A 23,538-nucleotide genomic window follows, 5' to 3' on the forward strand; every position below is an offset into this window, starting at 1 on the left:
GGTTCCTTCGCTCCGGTATTCATCCGGGGGCATTGCCCTCCGGTCGGCTTCGCTTCGACCTACATGCAATGAGTTCGGCTGCGCCGAACGGCGCTGCGCGCCCATCCCCGGATGAACACCTCCACTCAGCCTGCCGAGGGGGCGGGTGGATCAAGATCAAGAGCTGCAGGCGAGCTAACGCTCGGCCTGTTGAGTGGTGAGAAGCGTGGGTGTACGCCGCTCTGCCTTTGCTCTTCTGTGGGAGCGAGCCTGCTCGCGAAGGCGGCCTGACAGCCGACCAATTTCTTTCAGATGTACTCGGTCAAATTGTGGGAGCGGGCTTGCTCGCGAAGACGGCCTGCCAGCCAACCAATTTCTTTCAGGTGTCCCCGGCCCAACTGTGGGAGCGAGCTTGCTCGCGAAGGCGGCCTGACAGCCGACCAATTTCTACCGAATGCACTCGGTCCAATTGTGGGAGCGGGCTTGCTCGCGAAGACGGCCTGTCAGCCAACCAATTTCTTTCAGGTGTCCCCGGCCCAACTGTGGGAGCGAGCTTGCTCGCGATGGCTGCCCAACAGTCAACAACGTTTACCGCCCAAGCCAACCATTCAGACCATTCCCACAAGACTTTCAGGTTGCCTGTCGGAAGCACGATCACTAGCCTCTGATGGTCGCTGCCAATTCAGCGACCGGGACTGCAAGCCCGCCAATAGTTTGTTAGGCGCCCACTGGCGCACCTATAATCGTGGCGCTTTTTTAGCGACCACCGATTTATGGTGGCTGTGTGCGGGAGATCTTCGGGTCTGCCGGGTTTGCCTAACAACTCGGTCTTGCAGACCCGCATACAGCTGCCACCCATCATCTGCAAGTGATGCTGGCTGCTCCAACTTTCGTTAGGAGCTTCACAATGATCAAACCCAGCCCCAACCCCCCGGCTCCAGAGTCCGAAGAAAATACCGGCACTTCAAACCGCCCCTGCCCAATTTTCACTATCTACCCAGGCGTCGACTCCGAAACCTTGTTGGTCCATGCCTACGAAACCCTCGCTTCAGCCAATGTAATGGCAACCGAACTGTCGTCCATCCTGACCGGCCCAACCTGCAATCTGGCACTCGGCATTCAGCAGATGATTGTCCTGGCGCAACTATCAGTGAATCGCGTGCTCGATCAGTTGGATCAGCAGCAATAGCAATAGGAAGAAGCCCGCTGAACCTGTACCCATCAGCGGGCCCTCATTGTTCCTACATTTATCTCGGACCCGTCTGATATTGAGGCTCATGAGCCCAGGTGTTGTACTCAAACCCCGGTTTTGTGAATGTTTGAGACAGTGCGTATGAAGAATCCACCCAAGTTGCGGGGACGGACCGACCCGGTGTTTGATCGACTAGGGCAGTCGCCTCACAAGGAGCGTCTCGCGGATTACTTGGCTCTGCTCAAGCCCCTGGACGATCAGGGGCGTTATCTGCCATTCGATGCGTTGCGCTATCGCTGGGCGCCGGGTCTGGATTCCAGTTTGTGCTGGGCCTTGGTCAAGAAAGCCCGGACGGCGCAGTATTCGAGTCTTTTGCCATTGGGTGATCCGGTGCGGTGGCTGCAATTCGTGCTGACGCCGCTGGCGCAAAAGGCTATTTCCGCGGTAGACCGGCAAACCACTACGGCCGTGCTGGAGTACATGACCAGCCAGATCGGCGAGCGTGCGCACTTCAGCTATCTGCTCAATGACCTGATTGAAGATGAAGCCATCAGTAGCAGCCAGCTCGAAGGCGCGGCAACCACGACACGTGTGGCCAAGGATATGCTCAAGCGTCATCGCCTGCCGCGTACGCCGGACGAGCGAATGGTCATCGGTAATTTCAAGATGATGAACTTCGCCTGGGAGCAGCGCTACGAGCCTCTGAGCATTGAGTTGATCGCGGCGATGCACTGCGTTGGCGTCGAGGGCATCGATGATCTGCAGTATTCGCCGGGGGTGTTCAGAAGCCGTGATGATGTCGTGGTGCAGGATGGCGAGGGCAACACCGTTCATACGCCGCCGCCAGCAGCAGGTATTGGGTTGCGTTTGCAGAAGCTGGCGGAATGGATCAACCATTCCCATAACAACTTCCATCAAGCGGATTACCTTCACCCTTTGATCAAAGGCATCGCTCTGCATTTTGCCCTGGGTTATGAACATCCTTTTCGTGACGGCAACGGTCGGGTCGCGCGGGCGCTGTTTTACTGGTTCATGTTCAAGAATGACTTCTCGGCGTTCCGCTATATCGCGATCAGCGTCTTGTTACGCAATGCACCGGTGAAGTACGGGCGCTCATACCTGGATACCGAGGCGGATGATCTGGATCTGACGTATTTCGTCGATTTCCAGTGTTCGGTGGTGCTGCGTGCCGTGGGCAGTTTTACCGAGGCGTATCGGAAAAGTCTGGTTGATGCCGAGTGCTTTGATCGATGGTTGCGGGAAAGTGGTTTTCTCGAGCAACTCACGGAGAATCAGCGGGCCGTGTTTCAAGTGGCCAAGAGCGGAATGGCAAAGGAGTTTACTGCGGTCAATGTGAAGGAAAACCTGGGGTGCTCTCACAACACGGCATCAGCCACATTGAATGGGCTGGTCGAGTTGAAGTTATTTGAGAAACGGAAGATGGGACAGGAGTGGGTGTTTTTTCTACGACCTGCCTCCATGACCTGAACCAATGTGGGAGCGAGCAGGCCCACTCCCACAGGGTTTTGTGTTGTGGCTTAGAGCGTGCCAAACACCTTCTTCGCCAAACTGGTCGCCGCAGCCGCCGGGTTCTGGCGGATGGTTTCTTCCTGTTTGCCGATCATTTCGAACAAGCCATTCAATGCCTGTTCGGTGACGTAGTTTTCGACGTTGGCGTTCTTCGCGTCCAATACGCCCATGGTCGCCGCTTGTCCGGCGAACGAGTTGTACTGCTGGGCCAGGCCCACCTTGTCGGTAGCTTGCTTGACGATCGGCAGGAACTTGGCGCGGATCTGTTCGCGGCTGGTCTTGTTGAGGTATTGGGTGGCCGAGTCGTTGCCGCCGCTGAGGATGCCCTTGGCGTCTTCCACGGTCATTTTCTTCACGGCATCGACGAGGATTGGCTGGGCCTGGGTGACGGCGGTTTCGGCCGCCTTGTTCATGCTGGCTTCCAGTTCATCGACCTGGTCACCCATGCCGAACTGTTTCATTTTGCTCGCGACCTTGCCCAGTTTGCCCGGCAGTTCGATTTTTACTTCCGGGTTGTCGCTGAAGCCGCCCGGGGTGCCGAGTTGTTTCACGGCCAGTTGCGCGCCTTGGGTCAGTGCGTCCTTGAGCCCGCCGGTGGCGTCTTTCTGCGACAGGTCGCTGAGGGAGAGCGCCAGGGCGTTGGCACAGATCATCAATCCTGCGCACAGGCCGGCAAAACGAAGGGTAGGGCGGAGCATGGCAGCTTCCTTGTTCAAAAAAGAGAGAGTTAGCGAATGGCGTCGACGCGGATTTTCAGCGGTTGCGGGTCCTTGCCATCAAGACGCACGGCATGGTGTTCGGTGGTGATGAACATCAGCTTTCCGTCGACTTCGATGCGCGCGCTGACCGAGTAGCGATGGCCTGGTTTGACCTGCGCCGGATCGTAACTCAGATGAAACGGCAGTGGCACCTGGCCTTTGACCGGGCCGTTCTGTTCGTCGAGGACAATGGCCGGTGCGTCGGCCACAGACACGTCCTGCAAGCTCACGCTCAGGGTAGCTGTGGGCGGCAGAGCGCTGCGTTGCAGGTAAAAGACTTCGCCGTCGAGGCTCGCCTTGTCGCTCGGGGAAGTCGATTGGCAAGCGCTGAGCAGGGTGGCAGCGGCCAGAAGAGTCAGTTTTTTCATCAGCAATCTCCAATTGATGTGGGAGCGAGCCTGCTCGCTCCCACAGGTTTTGCATCAGGCCTGTGGCGCTGGGATCGCTTGATCCGCCGCATCTTCACTGCGATGCAACGCCACCTGCCGGATCGACAAACGGATCTCCGCCGGCAACACCCGTTTGGCCGCGCCTTCGGCCAGTTCGCCGAGCAGTTCGTGATAACCGAGCTTGCCTGCTTCGTCGCGCTTGAGCACTTCGAGGTCGAGCAGGGTCTGGATGAAGTGGCGGAACAGGCTCTTGTCGAAGAACTCCGGGGCGTTCAGGCCATGCAGGATCGACAGGCGCTGGGCCATGACCGTGCACAGGTCTTCCAGTTCTTCGGCGCTGATGCTGTTCTGGCCGCTGTTGAGCAGCAGGGACACGGTCATGTAGAAACGCTGCAGGGTCTGGGCGATGCTTTTCGACAGCAGCGTCAGCAACACGAAATGCCGTGAGCTTGGCGCCGGGCGCAGGTACACATCGTTCTCGACGCGCAGCAGGCCTTGCTCGACGAACGCCTCCAGCCATTGATCAATCACCGCATCCAGTTCGTCCAGCGACCAGCGAATGAACAGCTCCGCTTGCAGGTACGGGTACAGCGCGCGGGTGTAGCGCAGGATCTGTTCGCGGCTCATGCGCGAGGCACTCTGGAAGAAGCTCGCCAGCAGTGCCGGCAGGGCGAAGATGTGCAATACGTTGTTGCGGTAGTAGGTCATCAGGACGGCGTTCTGTTCGTCCAGATACAGAATCTTGCCCAGGGCATCGCTCTGCTCGGACAGCAGGTCCATGTCCTTCACGTGCTCGATCAGCGCCCGGCCGTCACCTTCCGGCAGGGTGGTGTGCGGCGAGTACGGCACCTTGCGCAGCAGCGCCAGATACAGGTCGAGCACCCGTGCCATGGCGCGGTCGTCCAGGGCCAGGCGGCTGGTGGACAGCAGCGCCAGGGCGACGAGGTTGACCGGGTTGATCGCTGCCGCTTCGTTCAGATGCCGCGCGACCTTCTCGCCGAGGCGGTTGGTGGTTTCGTTGAGCCAGGCCGGTCTGAACTGCGGGCCGAGTTCCTGTTGGCGCCAGTCCGGCTGTTCGCTGTCGAGGAATTGCGCCAGTTTGATCGGCTCGCCGAAGTTCACCGCGACCTGGCCGAAGCGCTGCTTGAGTGCGCCGATGACTTTGAAGATGTCGAAGATCGATTCTTTCTTCTTGGCCGCACCGCGCAATTCGCCGAGGTAGGTCCGGCCTTCCAGTACGCGCTCGTAGCCGATGTACACCGGCACGAAGACAATGGGCATGCGCGACGAACGCAGGAAGCTGCGCAGGGTGATCGCCAGCATCCCGGTTTTCGGTTGCAGCATGCGCCCGGTGCGCGAACGGCCACCCTCGACGAAATACTCCACCGGGAAGCCCTTGGTGAACAGGGTGTGCAGGTATTCGTTGAACACCGAGGTGTACAGCGGGTTGCCCTTGAACGTCCGGCGCATGAAAAACGCGCCGCCACGACGTAGCAGGCCGCCGATCACCGGCATGTTCAGGTTGATCCCGGCGGCGATGTGCGGCGGGGTCAGGCCGTTGCGGAACAGCAGGTAGGACAGCAGCAGATAATCGATATGGCTGCGGTGGCAGGGTACGTAGATCACTTCGTGACCCTGGGCGACCTTCTGCACGCCTTCGATGTGGTTGACCTTGATGCCGTCGTAGATCTTGTTCCAGAACCAGCTCAGCACCACTTCCATAAAACGGATGGCGGTGTAGGTGTAGTCCGAGGCGATTTCGTTGCCATAGCGCAGGGCCTGGGCCTTGGCTTTTTCCGGCGAAATGTTCTCGCGTTCGGCTTCGTCGAGGATCGCCTGTCTGACCTGCGGCTGGTTCAGCAGGCCCTTGACCAGGTTGCGACGGTGGGAAATGTCCGGGCCGATCACCGCCGCCTTCAGGTTGCGAAAGTGTACCCGCAGGATGCGCTGGGCCATGCGCACGGTGCGCTCGTGGCCCTTGTTGTGTTCGATCAGTTCGCGCAGGTGGATCGGCGCGGAGAACTGCACGCGGGTCTTGCGGCCCAACACGATGATGCTCAACAAGCGACGCAGGCGCCCGGTCACCGCCCAGCTATCGGCGAACAGGAGTTTCCACGGGCTGTTTTCGCTGTCCGGCGACTGGCCCCAGAACACGCTGACCGGAATGATCTGCGCGTCTTCGGCGGCGTTCTGGCTCAGGGCGCTGACCAGGCGGGTCAAGGTTGGCGGTGCGCCGCGCTTGTCCTGGCGGCCGAGCCAGTCCGGGTCCGGCGTCAGGTAGAAGAACGCGGCCGGTTCCAGCAGGTTGCCCACCGATACCGGCAGCACGGGGCGCGGCAGACCCGCCTTGCTGCACTCGGTGTCGACCACGGCAAGGTCGGTCAGCGATGGGTTTTGCAGGACGTAGAACACCGGACGACTGCGGTCGAGGTTGAGGGTGAACGACGACTGGTTGATCGTCTCTGAGCGAACCCAGAGGTACAGCAGTCGACGCAGGGTGCCAAACACAAGACGGCGGAACGGGGAACGGGTCATACGGCTTCTGCGTGAGTGAATGAAACCAAGCGTTTGCTCGGGAAGCCGATAGTGTGCCGTATTCGCTGAAAATCGGCAAAAAAGCACCTAAGTAAAGTCTTGTTGAGAGTTTTCACGTCTGTCATATACTCGGCGCTCTGTCGCCGTTACCCACATGGGACCGGTATGCGCAGGCTGACGTTCCCGAGGCTTTCCTGCGAAAAGCCCGATCAATAATAAAAAGGGAGTATGAACAAATGGCAACACGCGAAACCGGCAACGTGAAGTGGTTCAACGACGCCAAGGGCTACGGCTTCATTCAGCGCGAGGACGGGGTGGACGTGTTCGTGCACTACCGCGCGATTCGTGGCGAGGGGCACCGCTCACTGACCGAAGGCCAGCAGGTTGAATATGCGGTGGTCGAAGGGCAGAAGGGGTTGCAGGCTGAGGATGTGGTGGGTCTGTAAACCGGATCTTCAGTTCACTCAAAAACCACTGTAGGAGCGAGCTTGCTCGCGAAGAACTCAAGGACGCCGCGCATACTCGGAGTTGGCGCGTTATCGTTGAAGACCATCGCGAGCAAGCTCGCTCCTACAGGGGCGGTGTTCAGGCTTTAAGCCGTTTTCCAGGTGATCTCTTCTTCACCATCGGCGCTGATGCGAATCCAGCGGTCCGCCGTCTCTTCACCTTCTTCCTCGACCCAGGTTCCCGGCGCGCAACGCACTTCGACGTTCAGCGCGGCAAACGCGGCGCGGGCGCAGGCGATGTCGTCGTCCCATGGGGTCTGGTCGCTTTCCAGGTACAGGCTGTTCCACTTGCCGACCGCTTTTGGCAGCCAGGTCACCGGCACGTTGCCGGCCTTGCACTTGTAGGTCTGGCCCTTCTGCACCCAATCCGAACACGGGCCAAGTGCCGCGCCTAGCCAGGCGGCAATGGCTTTGTGATCGACGTCGGCGTCTTTCAGGTAAATCTCGATATCGGGCTGGCGCATGGATGTCCTCACTGCGGGTCTGAAAAATCCATTCGCGGATTTAGCCGGCCTTGAGCCGTTGCCCAAGACCAAAAATGTTTGAAGTTATTGAAGAACGAAATAATCGTAGCGCATCGACACGGTGACCTCGAACGGCTCGGCCTGCTCGATAACGGCAGCACGGCGTTCGGCACTGGCGCGCCAGCCGTGGGGCGTCATCGCCAGCAGGTTCGCCCGGTCCTGACCACTGTGGAGCGTCAGTTTGAATTCCAGGGTTTCGCTGTGCGCCAGCGCCATGCCTTCCGGCACCAGGTCAAGATGCTTGTCGTCGATGTACTCGCGGACCTCATCGTACAGCCGCTCGCGCAACTCCATCAGGTGGCCGCTGGTCGGCCCGACTTTCATCAGGCCGCCGCCGACGCTGAGCAGGCGTTTGGCTTCTTCCCAGTCCAGCGGGCTGAAGACGCTGGCGAGGAACTGGCAACTGCCGGAAGCCAACGGCACCCGCGCCATGCTGGCGATCAACCAGGTGAGCTGCGGGTTGCGTTTGCAGGCGCGTTTGACCGCTTCGCGGGAGATGTCCAGGGCATAACCTTCGGCCTCTGGCAGCGCCTCGGCGATCTGCGCGGTGTAGTAGCCCTCGCCACAACCGATGTCCAGCCAGCGCTGCGGTGCATAGCGGGCGGCCAGCTCCGCCAGACGCCTGGCCACCGGCGCATAGTGCCCGGCATTGAGGAAGTCACGGCGCGCTTCGACCATCGCCTGGTTATCCCCAGGGTCGCGGCTGTTTTTGTGCTGCACCGGCAGCAGGTTCAGGTAACCCTGGCGTGCACGGTCGAACCGGTGCCCGGCGGGGCAGACCACACCGTTGTCCACCGCATTGAGCGGTTCGCTGCAGATAGGGCAGGCAAGCATCAGGCGAGCAACTTGATCAGGGTCTGGTAGTAGATTTCGGTCAGCACATCGAGGTCGGCTGCCAGCACACGCTCGTTGACCTGGTGGATGGTCGCGTTGACCGGGCCCAGCTCAACCACTTGCGTGCCCATGGTCGCGATGAAGCGCCCGTCGGAGGTGCCGCCGCTGGTGGACGCCTTGGTGTCGCGACCGGTGATGTCCTTGATGCTCGACGACACCGCGTCCAGCAGCGCGCCTGGCTCGGTGAGGAACGGCAGACCGGACAAGGCCCAGTCGACGTGCCAGTCCAGGCCGTGCTTGTCGAGGATGTCGGCGACGCGCTTCTGCAAGCCTTCGACCGTGGACTCGGTGGAGAAGCGGAAGTTGAACACCGCCACCAGGTCACCCGGGATCACGTTGGTCGCACCGGTGCCGGAGTTGACGTTGGAGATCTGGAAACTGGTCGGCGGGAAGAAATCGTTGCCGTGGTCCCAGTGCTCGGCGGCCAGTTCTGCCAGGGCCGGAGCGGCGAGGTGGATCGGATTCTTTGCCAGGTGCGGGTAAGCCACGTGACCTTGCACACCGCGCACGGTCAGCTTGGCGCCGAGGGAGCCGCGACGGCCGTTCTTGACCACGTCACCCACCAGGGTGGTGCTCGACGGTTCGCCGACGATGCACCAGTCCAGACGCTCCTTGCGCGCGGCGAGGCGTTCGACCACTGCCTTGGTGCCGTGGTGCGCCGGGCCTTCTTCATCGCTGGTGATCAGGAACGCGACTTTGCCCTTGTGATTCGGGTAGTCGGCGACAAAACGCTCGGACGCGACGGTCATGGCGGCGAGGCTGCCTTTCATGTCGGCAGCGCCACGGCCGCAGAGCATGCCGTGTTCGTCGATCAGCGCGTTGAACGGCTCGATCTGCCAGGCCGTTACCGGGCCGGTCGGGACCACGTCGGTGTGGCCGGCGAAGCACAGCACCGGACCATCATCCTGGCCGTGGGTGGCCCAGAAGTTATCCACATCTTCGATGCGCATCGGTTCCAGGGTGAAACCGGCATCGCCCAGGCGCTGCATCATCTGCTTCTGGCAATCGGCGTCGATCGGTGTCACGGACGGACGGCGGATCAGGTCGATGGCGAGTTGAAGGGTCGGCGAAAGGTCGGCGTGGGCCGTCATGGAAAACTCCGGAATCATGGAATATGGGCTTGGGCTTTTAATGTGGGAGCGGGCTTGCTCGCGAAAGCGGTGTGTCAGTCAACATACGCCTCAACTGTTACAACGCATTCGCGAGCAAGCCCGCTCCCACAGGTATTGGGTTCGATCGGAAAACCGCGACGTGCCCAAGCCCCGCAAAATGGCGGTTATCTTAAAGCAAAACGGCGACCATTGGCCGCCGTTTAGTGCATCCGCAAAGATTTAGACGACAGGTGCCGCTTCAGGCTCGGCGGCCGGTTTCGGCAGCGACGACAGGAACGCCATGATCAGCGCCGCCAGATACGGCAGCGACTGCACCAGCAGCATGGTGACCCAGAAGCGCATGTCGTTGCTCGGCATGCCGTTGACCAGATAAATCCCCAGCGCCGCGCTCCACAACAGCAGCATGATGAACAACTCTTCGCGCGCTTCGGAAATCGCTACCCAGAAACCATGGTTGTCGGCGTTTTTCGGTGTGCGGAAGAACGGAATGCTGCTGGTGAAGAAGCCGTACAGCACCGCTTTGGCGATGGTGTGGGACAACGCCAGACCGGCCAGCGCCGCGCAGAAGGCATCCTTCAAGTTCACCCCGACCGCACGACGGTAGAGGAAGATGATCTTGGCGACCTTGAACACGAACAGCGCCAACGGCGGGATTGCGAAGATCAGCAGCGGCGGATCGACCCGTTGCGGCACGATGATCATTGCCGCCGACCACAACAGCGCGCCGACGGTAAAGAAGATGTTCATGCCGTCCGCCACCCACGGCAACCAGCCCGCGAGGAAGTGGTAGCGCTGACCGCGGGTCAGCTCGGTGTCCTTGCCGCGCAGCAGGCTGGCGGTGTGGCGCTTGATGATCTGAATCGCTCCGTAGGCCCAGCGGAAACGCTGTTTCTTGAAGTCGATGAAGGTATCGGGCATCAGGCCTTTGCCGTAGCTGGTGTGGTAGTACGCCGCCGACAGGCCTTTCTCGAATACGCGCAGGCCCAGCTCGGCGTCTTCACAGATGCACCAGTCGGCCCAGCCCAGCTCTTCAAGCACCGAACGGCGGGTCATGGTCATGGTGCCGTGCTGGATGATCGCGTCGCGGTCGTTGCGGGTGACCATGCCGATATGGAAGAAGCCTTTGTATTCCGCGTAGCAGAGCTTCTTGAAGGTGCTTTCGTTCTGGTCGCGGTAATCCTGTGGCGACTGCACCACAGCGATTTTCGGGTCGGCGAAATGCGGCACCATGTGTTTGAGCCAGTTGCGGTCGACGCAGTAGTCCGAGTCGATCACGGCAATCACTTCGGCGTCTTTGGCGGTGTGCGGAATCAGGTAGTTCAGCGCGCCACCCTTGAAGCCGGCCAGCGGTGCCACGTGGAAGAACTTGAAGCGCGGGCCGAGGGTGGCGCAGTAGTCGCGCACCGGTTCCCAGACCGCCGGGTCCTTGGTGTTGTTGTCGATGATCAGGACTTCGAAATCCGGATAGTCGAGGTTGGCCAGGGCGTTGAGGGTCTGTTTGACCATCTCCGGCGGTTCGTTGTAGCAGGGCACGTGAATCGACACTTTCGGGCGGTAGCCGGAATCGCCTTCCACCGGCAGGAACTCGCGGCGGCGCTTGTGCACCCACACCGCTTCGGCCAGTTCATGGGCTTCGGTCAGCAGCACGATGAACACCCCAAGCGCACCGAGGGCAAGCAGGAAACCCACTGTCAGGCTGAACCAGGTGCTGTACTGCTGGCTGTAGTCGTAGCCGATCCACACCAGCACCGAACCACAGAGGAACGCAATGAAGGTCAGGAAGGTGCGACCACGCTGGCGCAGGGCCGAGCCGTCGATCATCAGCAGGGTCAGCGACAACAGCGCCAATACCACCGAACCGATGGCCAACACGCGCCACTGCGGAATCGCCACCACCGGGCCTTCGAAGTTGAACTTCTGCTGGCGCGCGGCGTTGAATACGCCCCAGTAGGCGCCAACGGAACCTTCGTCGCTGACTTTCCACGGCTGGTCAAACGCTTCGATCACGAAGTAGTTGAAACCCTGGCGATTGAGCTTGTTGACCAGGGTTCGCAGGTAGATCGCCTGGTCTGCTGGCGAAGCATCGGCGCCGCCGCGCATGCGGCCATTGCTCGGCCAGCCCACTTCGGACAGCAGCAGCGGCTTTTTCGGGAACATCTTTTTCAGGTCGCGGGCGCGGTCGAGGACGAACTGCCCGGCCTTGTCCATCGGGATGAATTCCCAGTAAGGCAGGACGTGCGCGGCGATCAGGTCGACGTGCTTGGCCAGTTCCGGGTGTTCTTCCCAGACGTGCCATTGCTCGGACGTGGTCACCGGCACCTTCACGGCGGCGCGGACACGATCGAGCATCACGCTCAGTTCGGCGGCGGTGATTTCCTTGCGGAAGATCGCTTCGTTGCCGACCACCACACGAACCACGCTGCGCGAAGAGTTGGCGATTTCGATGGCGCGGGTAATTTCCCGTTCGTTGCGTTCCTGGTCCGGACTGATCCAGATCCCCAGTGTCACCCGCAAACCAAACTCTTCCGCCAGTTTCGGGATGTTTTGCAGGGTGCCATCGACCGAGTAGATGCGGATGTTATCCGTCAGCTTGCTCATGATCTCCAGGTCGCGACGCATTTGATCGTCGGTCGGGTACTGGTCTTTTTGCGGGAACTGGCCCTGCTGGAATGGCGAGTACGAGAAGCCGGAGATCTGTTCAGGCCAGTTGGGGGCGGTGACCGGGCGGTTGATCAGCGCCCAGAAGCCGGTAAACAAGGCCGCGATGGCGAGCACCACGACCAGGTTGAGTCCAAATTTACGCGATGACATGGTTATTTCAGGTTCCAAAGGCTGTGGAACGAAGGAACGGTTGGCTGCCGCCAAGGGGCGCGCATCCTACACCGGGCCTTCCCTGACCGTACAGCAGACAGGGAAATGCCTGACGTTGGGCAATTGGCTTTCACATAAGTTCTTACACTTGTCGCTTGAAACTTAAAACTTGTAGCTGCGAAGCCCTATAATGCCCGCCGGTTTTTGGGGTAATGGTCATGAGTACTGAAGATCCGCGTTTTGCCGGCATTGCCCGTTTGTATGGCATCGAAGGCCTTGAACGCCTGCGCGCAGCCCATGTGGCGATTGTCGGCGTCGGTGGGGTCGGTTCCTGGGCGGCGGAAGCCATGGCCCGTTGTGGCGTGGGCGAGATTTCGCTGTTCGATCTGGACGACGTCTGCGTCAGCAACGCCAACCGTCAGTTGCACGCGCTGGACAGTACCGTCGGCAAACCCAAGGTCGAGGTGATGGCCGAGCGTCTGCGCGGGATCAACCCGGACTGCACGGTGCACGCGGTGCCGGACTTCGTCACCCGCGACACCATGGCCGAGTACATCACGCCGAACATCGACTGCGTGATCGACTGCATCGACAGCGTCAACGCCAAGGCTGCGCTGATCGCCTGGTGCAAGCGTCGCAAGATCCAGATCATCACCACCGGCGGCGCGGGAGGGCAGATCGACCCGACCTTGATTCAGGTCTGCGACCTGAATCGCACGTTCAACGACCCACTGGCGTCGAAAGTGCGCTCAACGCTGCGCCGCGACTACGGCTTCTCACGCACCGTGACCCGCCATTACAGCGTGCCGTGCGTGTTTTCCACCGAGCAGCTGCGTTATCCGAAACCGGACGGCAGCATTTGCCTGCAGAAGAGTTTTGTCGGTGATGGCGTGAAGCTCGACTGCGCCGGCGGGTTTGGCGCGGTGATGATGGTGACGGCGACCTTCGGCATGGTCGCGGCGACCAAGGCTGTGGACAAGATCGTGGCCGGAGTGCGGCGGCCGGCGGAGCGGGTCAAGCCTCAGATTTAAGTGTTGCTACTGATGGCCTCTTCGCGAGCAAGCCCGCTCCCACATTCGATGTTCAGAGAGTACAGTTTTTGTGTACGACCGAAATCCAATGTGGGAGCGGGCTTGCTCGCGAAGGCGATTAACCGGCCAACTCATTCATTCGCTGAAGTACGGCATTGAGGCCATTGCTACGAGACTGGGACAACTGCCGCCCCAATCCCAACTGATTGAACCAGTCCGGCAAATCCACCTGCTGCAATTGAGCCGCCGACAAGCCGTTGACCCGCGCCAGCAGCAACGCCACCAACCCACGAATCAACCGCGCATCGCTGTTGGCGCTGAACTGCCAATGGCCGTCGCGCAATTCGCCCACCAGCCACACCTGGCTTTCACAACCGTACACCCGGTTGGCGTCGCACATCTGCGTATCACTCAAGGCAGGCAGGCGCTCGCCCCATTGCATCAGCAGGCGTGCGCGTTGTTCCCAGCTGGCGGCGTTGCCAAAGGTATCGAGTGCGGTCACGGCATCGGCAGGCAGGTTCATCGCAGCAGCTCCAGGGCCTGATCCAGGGCTTCAAAAAACCGTTCCAGGTCTTCGGAGTCGTTGTACAGCGCTAACGACACCCGAATCGCCCCCGCCAGTTCAAAGCGTTTGAGCAGCGGCATGGCGCAGTGATGGCCAGCGCGCACTGCAATCCCTTGCTCAGTCAGCAAGTGCGCCAGGTCAGAGTTATGTACACCCTCGACGGTAAAACTGGCCAGTGCCACTTGCGGCCTGCCCAGCAGGCGGATGCCGTGACGTGCCTCAAGACCCTTGAGCAAACAGGCATGCAGCGCCGCTTCATGGGCGGACACGGCGTCCTGATCAAGCCCGGCGAGGTAATCCAGGGTCGCTCCCAGGCCGATCACACTGGCAATCGGCGGCGTCCCGGCCTCGAGGCCCAGAGGGGCCGGGCGAAAGCGGGCGTCGTGATAATTGGCATCGAGCACCATTTCACCGCCGAACTGCCAGGGACGCAGCTGTTGCAGCGCTGTATTGCGCCCGAACAGCACGCCCAGGCCATCGGGACCGTAGAGCTTGTGGCTGGAGAATACATAAAAATCGCAGCCCAATGCTTGCACGTCGTGGCGGCCATGGACCACGCCCTGGGCGCCATCGATCACGGTCAGGGCATTGTGCGCCTTGGCCAGTGCCAGCAATTGAAGCAGCGGCTGCCACGCGCCAATCACGTTGGACAGTTGACTGACGGCCAACAGACGCGTGCGTGGGCCGATCAAACCGGCGGCGGCTTCAAGGTCGATCACGCCGTCGGCGTCCAGTGGCAGGATCACCAGCTTCAGCTCGCGACGGTTCGCCAGTTGCTGCCACGGCAAAAGGTTGGCGTGATGTTCCAGGGCGCTGATGACAATTTCGTCGCCCGGATTGAAAAGGTGTTCCAGGCCATAGGCCAGGAGATTCAGCGCGGACGTCGCGCCGTGGGTAAAGATGATTTGCCCGCAATCTCCAGCATTGAGCCATTGCGCGGCTTTGCGACGACTGTCCTCGAACGCCTGGGTGGCGTGGGCGCCGGGCAAGTGTTGCGCCCGATGCACGTTGGCCGCGCCATTGGCGTAGTAGTGCGCCAGGGCGTCCAGCAGGGCTTGGGGTTTTTGCGTGGTGGCGGCGTTGTCCAGATAGGTCTGGCCTTGTCGCTGCAGGGCAGCGATGGCCGGAAAATCGGCGCGCCAGGGAGAGAGAATCAGCATGTTATCGGGCCCTGGTGAGGGTACGCCGTATCCATGTAGGAGCGAGCTTGCTCGCGATGGACGCATGGAAAACGCGTACTGTCTGGTGACGCGCGTTATCGTTGACGTCCATCGCGAGCAAGCTCGCTCCTACACAGGTCATCGTGTGACGCTTAGTTGTGAGCGTGCAACGCTTCGTTCAGTTCGATGGCCGATTTGTGGGTTTTGCATTCCACGGCGCCGGTTTCCGAATTGCGACGGAACAGCAGGTCCGGCTGGCCGGCCAGTTCACGGGCCTTGACCACTTTGACCAGTTGATTGTTCTCGTCCAGCAGCGCGACCTTGGTACCGGCGGTCACGTACAGGCCCGACTCGACGGTGTTGCGGTCGCCCAACGGAATGCCGATACCGGCGTTGGCGCCGATCAGGCAGCCTTCGCCGACCTTGATCACGATGTTGCCGCCGCCCGACAGGGTGCCCATGGTCGAGCAGCCGCCGCCCAGGTCCGAACCCTTGCCGACGAATACGCCAGCGGATACGCGGCCTTCGATCATGCCCGGGCCTTCGGTGCCGGCGTTGAAGTTGATGAAACCTTCGTGCATCACGGTGGTGCCTTCGCCCACGTAAGCGCCCAGGCGCAGACGCGCAGCGTCAGCGATACGCACGCCAGCCGGAACCACGTAGTCGGTCATTTTCGGGAACTTGTCCACCGAGAACACTTCCAGCAACTCGCCGCGCAGGCGGGCTTCGAGTTGCAGTTCGGCCAGTTCGCTCAGGTCGACAGCGCCCTGGCTGGTCCAGGCCACGTTCGGCAGCAGCGGGAAGATTCCGGCCAGGTTCAGGCCGTGAGGCTTGACCAGGCGATGGCTCAGCAGGTGCAGCTTGAGGTAGGCCTCCGGGGTGGACGACAGCTGGGTGTCTTCAGCCAGCAGGGTGGCGACCAGCGGCTTGTGGCTCTCGGCCAGGCGGGTCAGCAGGGCGGCCTGGGCAGCGTCGACGCCTTTGAGGGCTTCGGCCAGTTGCGAGGCCTGGGCGGTGCTGAATGCGATGGCCTGATTGCCTTCGGTGTAGCCCAGGATCGGTGCGATAGCGGCGACGACTTCAGCCGATGGCTTGAGAACCGGGGCGGCGTAGAACACTTCCAGCCATGCGCCTTGACGGTTTTGAGTGCCGACGCCGAAGGCCAGGCTGAACAGGGTAGTGGACATGTGAATACCTCTAACAAAATTGAACGGGCTGCTTACTTGAGCGCGGCCGCGTAGATATCTGGCTTGAAGCCAATCAGGGTTCGGTCACCGAGATCGAGCACCGGGCGCTTGATCATCGAGGGTTGTGCGAGCATCAATTCGATGGCTTTCGTCTGGTCGAGATCGGCTTTGCGTTCGTCGTCGAGCTTGCGAAAGGTCGTGCCTGCACGGTTCAACACCACTTCCCAGCCGTGCTCGCTGCACCATTGGGTCAGGTGTTCACGGTCGATACCGACCGCTTTGTAATCATGAAAGTCATAGCTGACAGCGTGTTCATCGAGCCAGGTGCGCGCCTTTTTCATGGTGTCGCAGGCTTTGATGCCGAAAAGGTGCAACGTTTTGCTTGAAACGGTCAAGGAATTGCCCCCTTTGCAGGTGCTGGAAATAAAAGGTGGAGGATTATGCCATGGCCGGACGGTTTCGCGGCGGCTGTGGTCGGGTTTGTATTTTTGTCATGCCATAAATCCCTTGTAGGAGCGAGCTTGCTCGCGATGAACCTGAGAGCGCCGCGGGGTATCAGGCATGCCGCGTCATCGTTAACGACCATCGCGAGCGAGCTCGCTCCTACAGGAGGGCGGTATTCCGGCGTGCGACATTGGTGCAAGGGCCCCCATCCAGTCTAAGCAGCTAATATGGCACTTCAATGTTGTCGATTGTCCGGGAACCACGCTTTATGCAAACCGCCTACACCGTCCTGATCCTGTTGATGCTGGTGGGCGTTTCGCGCCTGATCGGACGGGTGATCCCGCTGCCGTTGCCGCTGGTGCAAATCGCCGCAGGGGCATTGCTTGCGTGGCCGACTCTGGGATTGCATGTGGCCCTGGATCCCGAGTTGTTCCTGTTTCTGTTCCTGCCGCCGCTACTGTTCTCCGACGGTTGGCGCATGCCCAAGCGCGAATTCTGGCACCTGCGCGGACCGATCCTGACCCTGGCGGTGGGCCTGGTGTTGTTTACCGTGGTGGGCGCCGGCTATTTCATTCATTGGCTGCTACCTAGTGTGCCGTTGCCGGTGGCGTTTGCCTTGGCGGCGGTACTGTCGCCGACGGATGCGGTGGCGGTGTCGGCCATCTCCCGCAATCGGCTGCCCACGCCATTGATGCACATCTTGCAGGGTGAGGCGCTGATGAACGACGCCTCGGGCCTGGTGACGTTCAAGTTTGCCTTGGTGGCGGCGGTGACCGGCGTGTTCTCACTGACCAATGCCAGCCTGACGTTCGTGCTGGTCGCGGTGGGCGGTCTGGCCGTGGGAGTGGCCTTGAGCTGGCTGGTTGGCCGTCTGCGGGCGTGGATGATCGCTCGCGGTTGGGATGATCCGGCGACGCACGTGGTGTTCATGTTGTTGCTGCCGTTTGCGGCCTACGTGCTGGCCGAGCGCATGGAAGTGTCGGGCATCCTCTCGGCGGTGGCGGCGGGGATGATGCAGAGCTGGCTCGATCTGCTGCCGCGCCAGACCAACACGCGCCTGCTCAATCGCAGTGTCTGGTCGTTGTTGGAATTCGCCTTCAACGGCTTGATTTTCCTGCTGTTGGGCCTGCAGTTGCCGGACATCATCAAGGCGGTGGCCAGTCACGAAACCTCTCTATGGCCGACGTTGTTGTATCGCGGGCTGGATGTGGTGGCGATTTTCCTGGTGCTGCTGGTTTTGCGGTTCGTCTGGGTGCAAAGCATCTGGCGGCTGTCCATTTTGGTGCGGCGCTGGCGTGGCAAGGCTGAGATAACCCGGGTGCCAAGCGCGCGTTCCTGCTGGTTGCTGACTGTCGGTGGCGTGCGTGGGGCCGTGACGCTGGCGGGGGTAATGTCGGTGCCGATGCTCATGGGGGACAGTGCGTTTCCCGAGCGCGATCTGCTGATATTCATTGCCGCCGGGGTGATTCTGCTGTCGTTGATTGCGGCCTGCATCGCGCTGCCACTGTTGTTGCGCGGCATCGAAGCCAGCCCGGACGACAAGCGCCGCAACGAAGTGCGCGACGCCTGGCGCAAGACCGCCGAAGCGGCCATTCATGCGCTTGAGACAGAAGAAATCAACCCGCAGGACGCTGCCCAGTCCGCGCTGGCGGCCGAACTCAAGGCGCGGATCATGTCCGAGTACCGGCACCAGTTGGAGGTGTTCAACGATTCAGCCGAAGCCCAGGCCCTGGCCTTTCAGATGGACTTGCTGGAGCGGCGTCTACGTTTGAAGGCGCTGCGGGCACAGCGCCTGGAGTTGTACAGCCTCAGTCGTCAGCACCAGATTGGCGATGACGTGTTGCGTGAGGTGTTGGGGGAACTGGATCTGAGTGAGGCCAAGTTGGGAGCGGTGAAATAATAAAGAGGTTCGTTGTTTGGTTTACGCTGAATGATAATTGATGTCTTGATCTGGCTTTGGATATGCTTTGCGCATTAGTCGGCGATCGTTTTGGCTTATTGTTGTATTTTTATATACCGCCCAATCCCCGATTGTCAGTTCGTTGGGTATGGGGTAGTGCATTATTGAGGTTGGATCATAAGCAGTGGTTCGAGAGGTTGCTGTTTCCAGCAATCTGAACAGATTGTGATCAACTTCCTCCTTGCTCCATTGAAAAGCGGTCCAGTAGTGCTCATATACCGCAGGTTTGTTCCACGGGATATTAGCTTTTGGATGTTGATGTTCATGCTCCATGCCGAGTGCATGGCCGAATTCGTGTAATACCGCAGCTTCAAACCAAGGATGGTCGGGAGCGGTGCCAATGTTCATGGTGTTTTCGCCAGGGCCGCGCAGCATGGCGTCGGTGCCGATGGCTGAGTAGTTTAAGGGAGCTTCCATGGTGATCCGAATGTCACCCTTGGAGCCGCTGACAAACTCCAGATTCAAGTTGATAGAAGGTTGCCATAGCATGATGGCTTTTATGGCAGCCTCACGATGTGTGTCGGACGGCGGGTTGAGAAATGCTACTTTGAGTGTCCTCTGGTTAGCCCAAAATTTTGAGTGAGTTGCTACTCCTCTTTTTTTTCGACTTCCAGTGGTCGCAATGTTGGTATTGTCAGGATTTTCATTAATGGCGGCGTCATAAGAGGCTTGTAAGTCTGCCGGTTCGATAACTTTGCAGGGGTGTGAATGAGACATTGACTATCTCCTTGTCATGTTTTTTAGTTGAATCGGTTGATTCGGCTTGGAGATTAGTTGTCGTTCTGTTGTGGGTAAAGTTGCTGCCTATTAGGGGATGTTGCGATAACTAAGCATGGCCTGCACCGCGTTGCACGGTGCAGGCTTGGAGCGCTTACTGGTTTCTCGTAATAAATGCACGGATCCGTTCGGCAGCCTCGACACACTCCGCCAACGGCGCAACCAGCGCCATGCGCACGCGCCCGGAGCCCGGATTGACGCCATCGACATCCCGCGACAGGTAAGAGCCCGGCACCACGGTCACATGCTCCTGCTCGAACAGGTCGCGGCAGAACGCTGCATCGTCACCGGCCACATTCGGCCACAGGTAGAAACTGCCATCCGGGCGCTGTACGTCCAGCACCGGGCTGAGGATTTCCAGTACCGCATCGAACTTCTCGCGATACAACGCACGGTTGGCGCGCACATGCACTTCGTCATTCCATGCAGCAACGCTGGCCAGTTGGGTTTGAACCGGCATCGCGCAGCCGTGGTAGGTGCGGTAAAGCAGGAAGCCTTTGAGAATGTCGGCGTCGCCGGCGACAAAACCCGAACGCAGGCCTGGCAGGTTCGAACGCTTGGACAGGCTGTGGAACACCACGCAGCGCTTGAAGTCCTTGCGGCCCAGTTCTGCGCAGGCGCTGAGCAGGCCTGGCGGCGGCGTTTGTTCGTCGAAGTAGAGTTCGCTGTAGCACTCGTCCGCGGCAATCACGAAGTCATGCTCATCGGCCAGGGCGATCAGCTTTTTCAGGGTCTCGACCGGAATCAATGCGCCGGTCGGGTTGCCTGGCGAGCACAGGAACAGGATCTGGCAGCGTTTCCAGATGTCCGGCGAAACGGCGTCGAAATCCGGATTGAAGCCGTTTTCGTCCAGGCATGGCAGGTAATGCGGCTTGGCCCCGGCGAGGAACGCCGCGCCTTCGTAGATCTGGTAGAACGGGTTCGGGCTGACCACCAGCGCGTCATCGCCACGGTTGACCACGGTCTGGGTGAAGGCGAACAGCGCCTCGCGGGTGCCGTTGACCGGCAGCACGTTGCGCGCCGGATCGATCCAGCCTTTGGGGACATCGAAGCGACGTTCGCACCAGGCGGCGATGGCTTCGCGCAGGGCCGGGATGCCGAGGGTGGTCGGGTATACGGCCATCTGATCGAGATTGCTGGCCAGCGCTTCGGCGACGAAGCTTGGCGAGCGGTGTTTAGGCTCGCCAATGGACAGTGCAATAGGGCGTTTGTCCGGGTTGGGCGTGACGCTGCCGAGCAAGGCACGGAGTTTTTCGAACGGGTAGGGCTGGAGCTGGGACAGAGCGTTGTTCATCGATAAATCTCGTTCGGTGTTGGAGCGGCGCTGGTCCCTGTAGGAGCGAGCTTGCTCGCGATGGTCGTCAACGATAACGCGTTCTTGCCAGAATAACGCAGCGTATTTGAGTTCATCGCGAGCAAGCTCGCTCCTACAAAAGGCGGGCCGTTGTTAAGTCAGATGCTGATGCGCGACAGTTTGATATCGGGTTCCTGGTTGACGCTCAGTTGTTCGACGATCGCATCCTGCAGGCGGCTGCACAGCAGCGGGTCGGACAGCGGCTGATTGTGGGCGTCGGTGATGAAGAACACGTCTTCCACGCGCTCGCCGAGGGTGGCGATCTTGGCGTTTTGCAGCGACAGATCGAACTCCAGGAAAATCGTGCCGATGCGCGCCAGCAGGCCCGGGCGGTCGGGTGCCGTGAGTTCCAGCACCGTCACCGGCCGCTGGGCGTCGTTGTGGATCGTTACCTGTGGTGCAAAGGCGAAATGCTTGAGCTGGCGCGGTACCCGGCGCTGGATGATGGTCGGGTAGTTGTCCGGGTTGCGCAGGGCCTCGGTCAGGCCGTCGCGGATCTGTTTGACCCGTGCCGGGTTGTCGCCAATCGAGTCGCCGTCGGTGTCGAGCACGATGTAGGTGTCGAGGGTGAACTGGCTGCTGGAGGTGATGACCCGGGCGTCATGGATGTTCAGGTTGAGCTGGTCCATCGCGGCCACGGTCACGGCGAAGAAGTCGTGCTGGTCGGGGGCGTAGATGAAGATCTGGGTTCCGCCTTCGAACTCGCGCTGGGTAGTCTCCTTGATCAGCACCAGCGGCCCGCCATCGGCCGGTTGCTGGAGGATCGCGTCGCTGTGCCAGGCCACATCGCCGGCGGTATGGCGCAGGAAATAGTCATCACCCAACTGCGCCCACAGCTGCTCGACATCGTCCGGGTCGGTGCCGCCGCGCACCAGTATGTCCAGGGCGGCGCTCTGGGTCTGGCGGATCTGCTCTTCGCGATCCACCGGATTCTCCAGGCCGCGACGCAGGGCACGCTTGGTTTCGGTGTAGAGCTGGCGCAGCAGGCTGGCGCGCCAGGAATTCCACAGCGTCGGGTTGGTGGCGTTGATGTCGGCGACGGTCAGCACATACAGGTAGTCAAGGCGGGTTTCGTCGCCGACGATCTGTGCGAAGTCGTGGATCACCTGCGGGTCGGACAGGTCCTTGCGCTGGGCGGTGGTCGACATCACCAGGTGGTTTTGCACCAGCCACACGATCAGGCGGCTGTCCCACACTGGCAGCTGATGGCGCTGGCAAAAGGCCTCGGCATCCACGGCACCGATGTCCGAGTGGTCGCCGTGCCGGCCTTTGCCGATGTCGTGGTACAGGCCGGCCATGTAGATCAGCTCGGGTTTGGGCAGCTTGCCCATGAGTTTGCTGGCCAGCGGGAATTTTTCCGATACCTGGGTGTACTGCAACTTACGCAGGTGCTTGATCAGGTTCAGGGTATGGGCATCGACCGTATAGATGTGGAACAGGTCATGCTGCATCTGCCCGACGATAAAACCGAATTCGGGCAGATAACGCCCCAGGATGCCATAGCGGTTCATTCGTCGCAGGTTGCGATGGATGCCGATCTTGCACTTGAACAGCTCGATAAACAGGCTGGTATTGCGAATATCGTTGCGGAAGTCGTCGTCGATCAGGTGACGGTTTTCCCGCAGCATACGAATGGTGTCGGCGCGCACGCCCTTGATTTCCGGCTGCTGGGCCATCAATACGAAAATTTCCAGCATGGCGAACGGCGTGCGGCGGAAAACGTTGTGGTTGCGTGCTTCGATATAGCCATCATGCAACTGGAAGCGCGAATTGATCGGCTGCGGTGGTGCCTCGTCTTCCGGTGCGAGGATGACTTCCTCGAAGTGCTGGATGATCAGGTCGCTGAGCTGTGCGATGCTCATCACCACCCGGTAATACTGCTGCATGAAATTTTCGATGGCTTGCTTGGCGTCGTCGCCTTTGAAGCCCAGCAGCCCGGCAATGGTGCGCTGGTGATCGAACAGCAGGCGGTCTTCGGCGCGACCGGCGAGCATGTGCAGGGCATAGCGAACTTTCCACAGGAATTCCTGGGAAGAGGCCAGCAGGGCGTTTTCACTCTCGACCAGGAAGCCTTCGCCGGCCAGTGCCCGCAGGTTCAGGGTGCCGTACTCGCGACGAGCCACCCACAGAATCGTCTGGATATCCCGCAGGCCGCCGGGCGAGCCCTTGACGTTGGGTTCCAGGTTGTATTCGGTGTCGTTGTACTTGTGGTGCCGGGCCTTTTGTTCGGCACGCTTGGCCAGGAAGAAGTCCTTGCTCGGCCACATGTGCCCGGTGCTGGTGACGTCCAGCATGCGCTGGCGCAAACGCTCGGGGCCGGCGATCGTGCGGCTTTCCATCAGGTTGGTGACGACCGTCAGGTCGGCGCGGGCCTCGACGGCGCATTCGTCGACCGAGCGAACGCTCTGACCGACCTCCAGGCCGATGTCCCACAACAGTGTCAGAAAGCGCTCGATGGAATCGCGGAAAACTTCGTGGTCCGCGCTGTCCAGCAGGATCAGCAAATCGATGTCGGAATAAGGGTGCAATTCACCGCGGCCGTAGCCACCGACCGCGACCAGCGCGATGTCGGCGTCCTCGCTCCAGCTGAACTGTTCCCAGGCCTTTTGCAGGATGTTGTCGACGAACCAGGCGCGATCCTCGATCAGCCGGCGAATGTCCCGGCCATTGCGAAAGCGTGCGTCGAGCACCTCGCGGGCCTGGCGGATCGCCTTCTTGAAGGCCGCGATCGGGCTTGCCTTCAGGGCCAGTTCAGCCTGGAACTGGCCACGGTCGAAGAGTTCGGGGTCCACCTGCGGCATCGATTGGCTTTCCTTTCTATAGGCGAGAT

At 60.4% G+C, this 23,538-nt stretch carries 19 protein-coding genes; 5 read left to right on the top strand and 14 right to left on the bottom strand.

What is annotated here, in order from left to right; genetic code table 11:
- Positions 1 to 886: 886 nt before the first annotated feature.
- Entirely contained in the window at positions 887 to 1,168 is a 282-nt protein-coding gene (locus tag AC3WN7_RS19530) for a DUF6124 family protein (protein WP_095965025.1), read from the top strand.
- A 144-nt stretch (positions 1,169 to 1,312) separates the two neighbouring features.
- Complete coding sequence (locus AC3WN7_RS19535; RefSeq protein ID WP_102674610.1) at positions 1,313 to 2,659, top strand: Fic family protein; 1,347 nt, start codon at positions 1,313 to 1,315, stop codon at positions 2,657 to 2,659.
- A 50-nt stretch (positions 2,660 to 2,709) separates the two neighbouring features.
- On the opposite strand, the gene AC3WN7_RS19540 is transcribed toward AC3WN7_RS19535, so the two are convergent.
- From AC3WN7_RS19540 to plsB, 3 genes are read right to left on the bottom strand one after another with little or no spacing between them, the layout of a single operon-like run.
- Positions 2,710 to 3,399: a DUF4197 domain-containing protein gene (locus AC3WN7_RS19540; RefSeq protein WP_015093746.1), complete on the bottom strand. Its 690-nt coding sequence runs from the start codon at positions 3,397 to 3,399 to the stop codon at positions 2,710 to 2,712.
- A 29-nt stretch (positions 3,400 to 3,428) separates the two neighbouring features.
- Positions 3,429 to 3,827: a YbaY family lipoprotein gene (locus AC3WN7_RS19545; protein ID WP_095965027.1), complete on the bottom strand. Its 399-nt coding sequence runs from the start codon at positions 3,825 to 3,827 to the stop codon at positions 3,429 to 3,431.
- Between the two features lie 54 nt (positions 3,828 to 3,881).
- Positions 3,882 to 6,383 carry a glycerol-3-phosphate 1-O-acyltransferase PlsB gene (plsB, locus tag AC3WN7_RS19550; RefSeq protein ID WP_095965028.1) on the bottom strand — a complete coding sequence of 834 codons (2,502 nt, stop codon included), beginning with the start codon at positions 6,381 to 6,383 and terminating at the stop codon, positions 3,882 to 3,884.
- A gap of 236 nt (positions 6,384 to 6,619) precedes the next feature.
- Between plsB and AC3WN7_RS19555 the strand changes: the two genes are divergently transcribed.
- Entirely contained in the window at positions 6,620 to 6,829 is a 210-nt protein-coding gene (locus tag AC3WN7_RS19555; protein WP_007954750.1) for a cold shock domain-containing protein, read from the top strand.
- A 146-nt stretch (positions 6,830 to 6,975) separates the two neighbouring features.
- On the opposite strand, the gene AC3WN7_RS19560 is transcribed toward AC3WN7_RS19555, so the two are convergent.
- The 4 genes from AC3WN7_RS19560 to AC3WN7_RS19575 form a co-directional block, all read right to left on the bottom strand.
- The gene (locus AC3WN7_RS19560; RefSeq protein WP_007978418.1) at positions 6,976 to 7,353 is read right to left on the bottom strand and encodes a hypothetical protein; all 378 of its coding nucleotides are present in this window, start codon (positions 7,351 to 7,353) and stop codon (positions 6,976 to 6,978) included.
- 84 nt (positions 7,354 to 7,437) lie between these two features.
- Entirely contained in the window at positions 7,438 to 8,247 is an 810-nt protein-coding gene (locus AC3WN7_RS19565; protein WP_095965029.1) for a putative RNA methyltransferase, read from the bottom strand.
- The gene (dapE, locus tag AC3WN7_RS19570; RefSeq protein WP_007995764.1) at positions 8,247 to 9,398 is read right to left on the bottom strand and encodes a succinyl-diaminopimelate desuccinylase; all 1,152 of its coding nucleotides are present in this window, start codon (positions 9,396 to 9,398) and stop codon (positions 8,247 to 8,249) included. Before dapE ends, AC3WN7_RS19565 begins: the two co-directional genes overlap by 1 nt.
- Positions 9,399 to 9,638: 240 nt before the next feature.
- The gene (locus AC3WN7_RS19575; protein ID WP_095965030.1) at positions 9,639 to 12,230 is read right to left on the bottom strand and encodes a glycosyltransferase; all 2,592 of its coding nucleotides are present in this window, start codon (positions 12,228 to 12,230) and stop codon (positions 9,639 to 9,641) included.
- Positions 12,231 to 12,442: 212 nt separating this feature from the next.
- Between AC3WN7_RS19575 and tcdA the strand changes: the two genes are divergently transcribed.
- Complete coding sequence (gene tcdA / locus AC3WN7_RS19580; protein ID WP_015093753.1) at positions 12,443 to 13,261, top strand: tRNA cyclic N6-threonylcarbamoyladenosine(37) synthase TcdA; 819 nt, start codon at positions 12,443 to 12,445, stop codon at positions 13,259 to 13,261.
- Positions 13,262 to 13,379: 118 nt separating this feature from the next.
- Here tcdA and AC3WN7_RS19585 read toward each other — a convergent pair whose 3' ends face one another.
- The 4 genes from AC3WN7_RS19585 to AC3WN7_RS19600 form a co-directional block, all read right to left on the bottom strand.
- Positions 13,380 to 13,784 (bottom strand): SufE family protein, encoded by a 405-nt coding sequence (locus AC3WN7_RS19585; RefSeq protein WP_095965031.1) that lies wholly within the window; start codon positions 13,782 to 13,784, stop codon positions 13,380 to 13,382.
- The gene (locus AC3WN7_RS19590; protein WP_095965032.1) at positions 13,781 to 14,986 is read right to left on the bottom strand and encodes an aminotransferase class V-fold PLP-dependent enzyme; all 1,206 of its coding nucleotides are present in this window, start codon (positions 14,984 to 14,986) and stop codon (positions 13,781 to 13,783) included. The genes AC3WN7_RS19585 and AC3WN7_RS19590 overlap by 4 nt, the downstream gene beginning before the upstream one ends.
- A gap of 152 nt (positions 14,987 to 15,138) precedes the next feature.
- Positions 15,139 to 16,173: a 2,3,4,5-tetrahydropyridine-2,6-dicarboxylate N-succinyltransferase gene (gene dapD / locus AC3WN7_RS19595; RefSeq protein ID WP_008000057.1), complete on the bottom strand. Its 1,035-nt coding sequence runs from the start codon at positions 16,171 to 16,173 to the stop codon at positions 15,139 to 15,141.
- A gap of 32 nt (positions 16,174 to 16,205) precedes the next feature.
- On the bottom strand, positions 16,206 to 16,568 hold the full coding sequence (locus tag AC3WN7_RS19600) for an ArsC family reductase (protein WP_007978403.1): 363 nt from the start codon (positions 16,566 to 16,568) through the stop codon (positions 16,206 to 16,208).
- Positions 16,569 to 16,885: 317 nt separating this feature from the next.
- Here AC3WN7_RS19600 and AC3WN7_RS19605 point away from each other — a divergent pair, with 317 nt between their 5' ends.
- Positions 16,886 to 18,517 (top strand): Na+/H+ antiporter, encoded by a 1,632-nt coding sequence (locus AC3WN7_RS19605; protein WP_102674608.1) that lies wholly within the window; start codon positions 16,886 to 16,888, stop codon positions 18,515 to 18,517.
- A 21-nt stretch (positions 18,518 to 18,538) separates the two neighbouring features.
- Here AC3WN7_RS19605 and AC3WN7_RS19610 read toward each other — a convergent pair whose 3' ends face one another.
- The 3 genes from AC3WN7_RS19610 to AC3WN7_RS19620 all read right to left on the bottom strand — a co-directional run bounded on the left by AC3WN7_RS19610 (position 18,539) and on the right by AC3WN7_RS19620 (position 23,509).
- The gene (locus AC3WN7_RS19610) at positions 18,539 to 19,294 is read right to left on the bottom strand and encodes a M12 family metallopeptidase (RefSeq protein WP_102674607.1); all 756 of its coding nucleotides are present in this window, start codon (positions 19,292 to 19,294) and stop codon (positions 18,539 to 18,541) included.
- A gap of 154 nt (positions 19,295 to 19,448) precedes the next feature.
- Complete coding sequence (gene dapC, locus AC3WN7_RS19615; RefSeq protein WP_102674606.1) at positions 19,449 to 20,648, bottom strand: succinyldiaminopimelate transaminase; 1,200 nt, start codon at positions 20,646 to 20,648, stop codon at positions 19,449 to 19,451.
- Positions 20,649 to 20,806: 158 nt separating this feature from the next.
- On the bottom strand, positions 20,807 to 23,509 hold the full coding sequence (locus tag AC3WN7_RS19620; RefSeq protein WP_102674605.1) for a [protein-PII] uridylyltransferase: 2,703 nt from the start codon (positions 23,507 to 23,509) through the stop codon (positions 20,807 to 20,809).
- Positions 23,510 to 23,538 lie beyond the last annotated feature (29 nt).

It is taken from the genome of Pseudomonas sp. FW305-70 (assembly GCF_058783925.1).

What these genes read in the sequence shown, in the direction of transcription:
- AC3WN7_RS19530 (WP_095965025.1), top strand. Translation starts at nt 887, where the DNA reads ATGATCAAACCCAGCCCCAACCCCCCGGCTCCAGAGTCCGAAGAAAAT.
- AC3WN7_RS19535 (WP_102674610.1), top strand. Translation starts at nt 1,313, where the DNA reads ATGAAGAATCCACCCAAGTTGCGGGGACGGACCGACCCGGTGTTTGAT.
- AC3WN7_RS19540 (WP_015093746.1), bottom strand. Translation starts at nt 3,399, where the DNA reads ATGCTCCGCCCTACCCTTCGTTTTGCCGGCCTGTGCGCAGGATTGATG.
- AC3WN7_RS19545 (WP_095965027.1), bottom strand. Translation starts at nt 3,827, where the DNA reads ATGAAAAAACTGACTCTTCTGGCCGCTGCCACCCTGCTCAGCGCTTGC.
- plsB (WP_095965028.1), bottom strand. Translation starts at nt 6,383, where the DNA reads ATGACCCGTTCCCCGTTCCGCCGTCTTGTGTTTGGCACCCTGCGTCGA.
- AC3WN7_RS19555 (WP_007954750.1), top strand. Translation starts at nt 6,620, where the DNA reads ATGGCAACACGCGAAACCGGCAACGTGAAGTGGTTCAACGACGCCAAG.
- AC3WN7_RS19560 (WP_007978418.1), bottom strand. Translation starts at nt 7,353, where the DNA reads ATGCGCCAGCCCGATATCGAGATTTACCTGAAAGACGCCGACGTCGAT.
- AC3WN7_RS19565 (WP_095965029.1), bottom strand. Translation starts at nt 8,247, where the DNA reads ATGCTTGCCTGCCCTATCTGCAGCGAACCGCTCAATGCGGTGGACAAC.
- dapE (WP_007995764.1), bottom strand. Translation starts at nt 9,398, where the DNA reads ATGACGGCCCACGCCGACCTTTCGCCGACCCTTCAACTCGCCATCGAC.
- AC3WN7_RS19575 (WP_095965030.1), bottom strand. Translation starts at nt 12,230, where the DNA reads ATGTCATCGCGTAAATTTGGACTCAACCTGGTCGTGGTGCTCGCCATC.
- tcdA (WP_015093753.1), top strand. Translation starts at nt 12,443, where the DNA reads ATGGTCATGAGTACTGAAGATCCGCGTTTTGCCGGCATTGCCCGTTTG.
- AC3WN7_RS19585 (WP_095965031.1), bottom strand. Translation starts at nt 13,784, where the DNA reads ATGAACCTGCCTGCCGATGCCGTGACCGCACTCGATACCTTTGGCAAC.
- AC3WN7_RS19590 (WP_095965032.1), bottom strand. Translation starts at nt 14,986, where the DNA reads ATGCTGATTCTCTCTCCCTGGCGCGCCGATTTTCCGGCCATCGCTGCC.
- dapD (WP_008000057.1), bottom strand. Translation starts at nt 16,173, where the DNA reads ATGTCCACTACCCTGTTCAGCCTGGCCTTCGGCGTCGGCACTCAAAAC.
- AC3WN7_RS19605 (WP_102674608.1), top strand. Translation starts at nt 16,886, where the DNA reads ATGCAAACCGCCTACACCGTCCTGATCCTGTTGATGCTGGTGGGCGTT.
- AC3WN7_RS19610 (WP_102674607.1), bottom strand. Translation starts at nt 19,294, where the DNA reads ATGTCTCATTCACACCCCTGCAAAGTTATCGAACCGGCAGACTTACAA.
- dapC (WP_102674606.1), bottom strand. Translation starts at nt 20,648, where the DNA reads ATGAACAACGCTCTGTCCCAGCTCCAGCCCTACCCGTTCGAAAAACTC.
- AC3WN7_RS19620 (WP_102674605.1), bottom strand. Translation starts at nt 23,509, where the DNA reads ATGCCGCAGGTGGACCCCGAACTCTTCGACCGTGGCCAGTTCCAGGCT.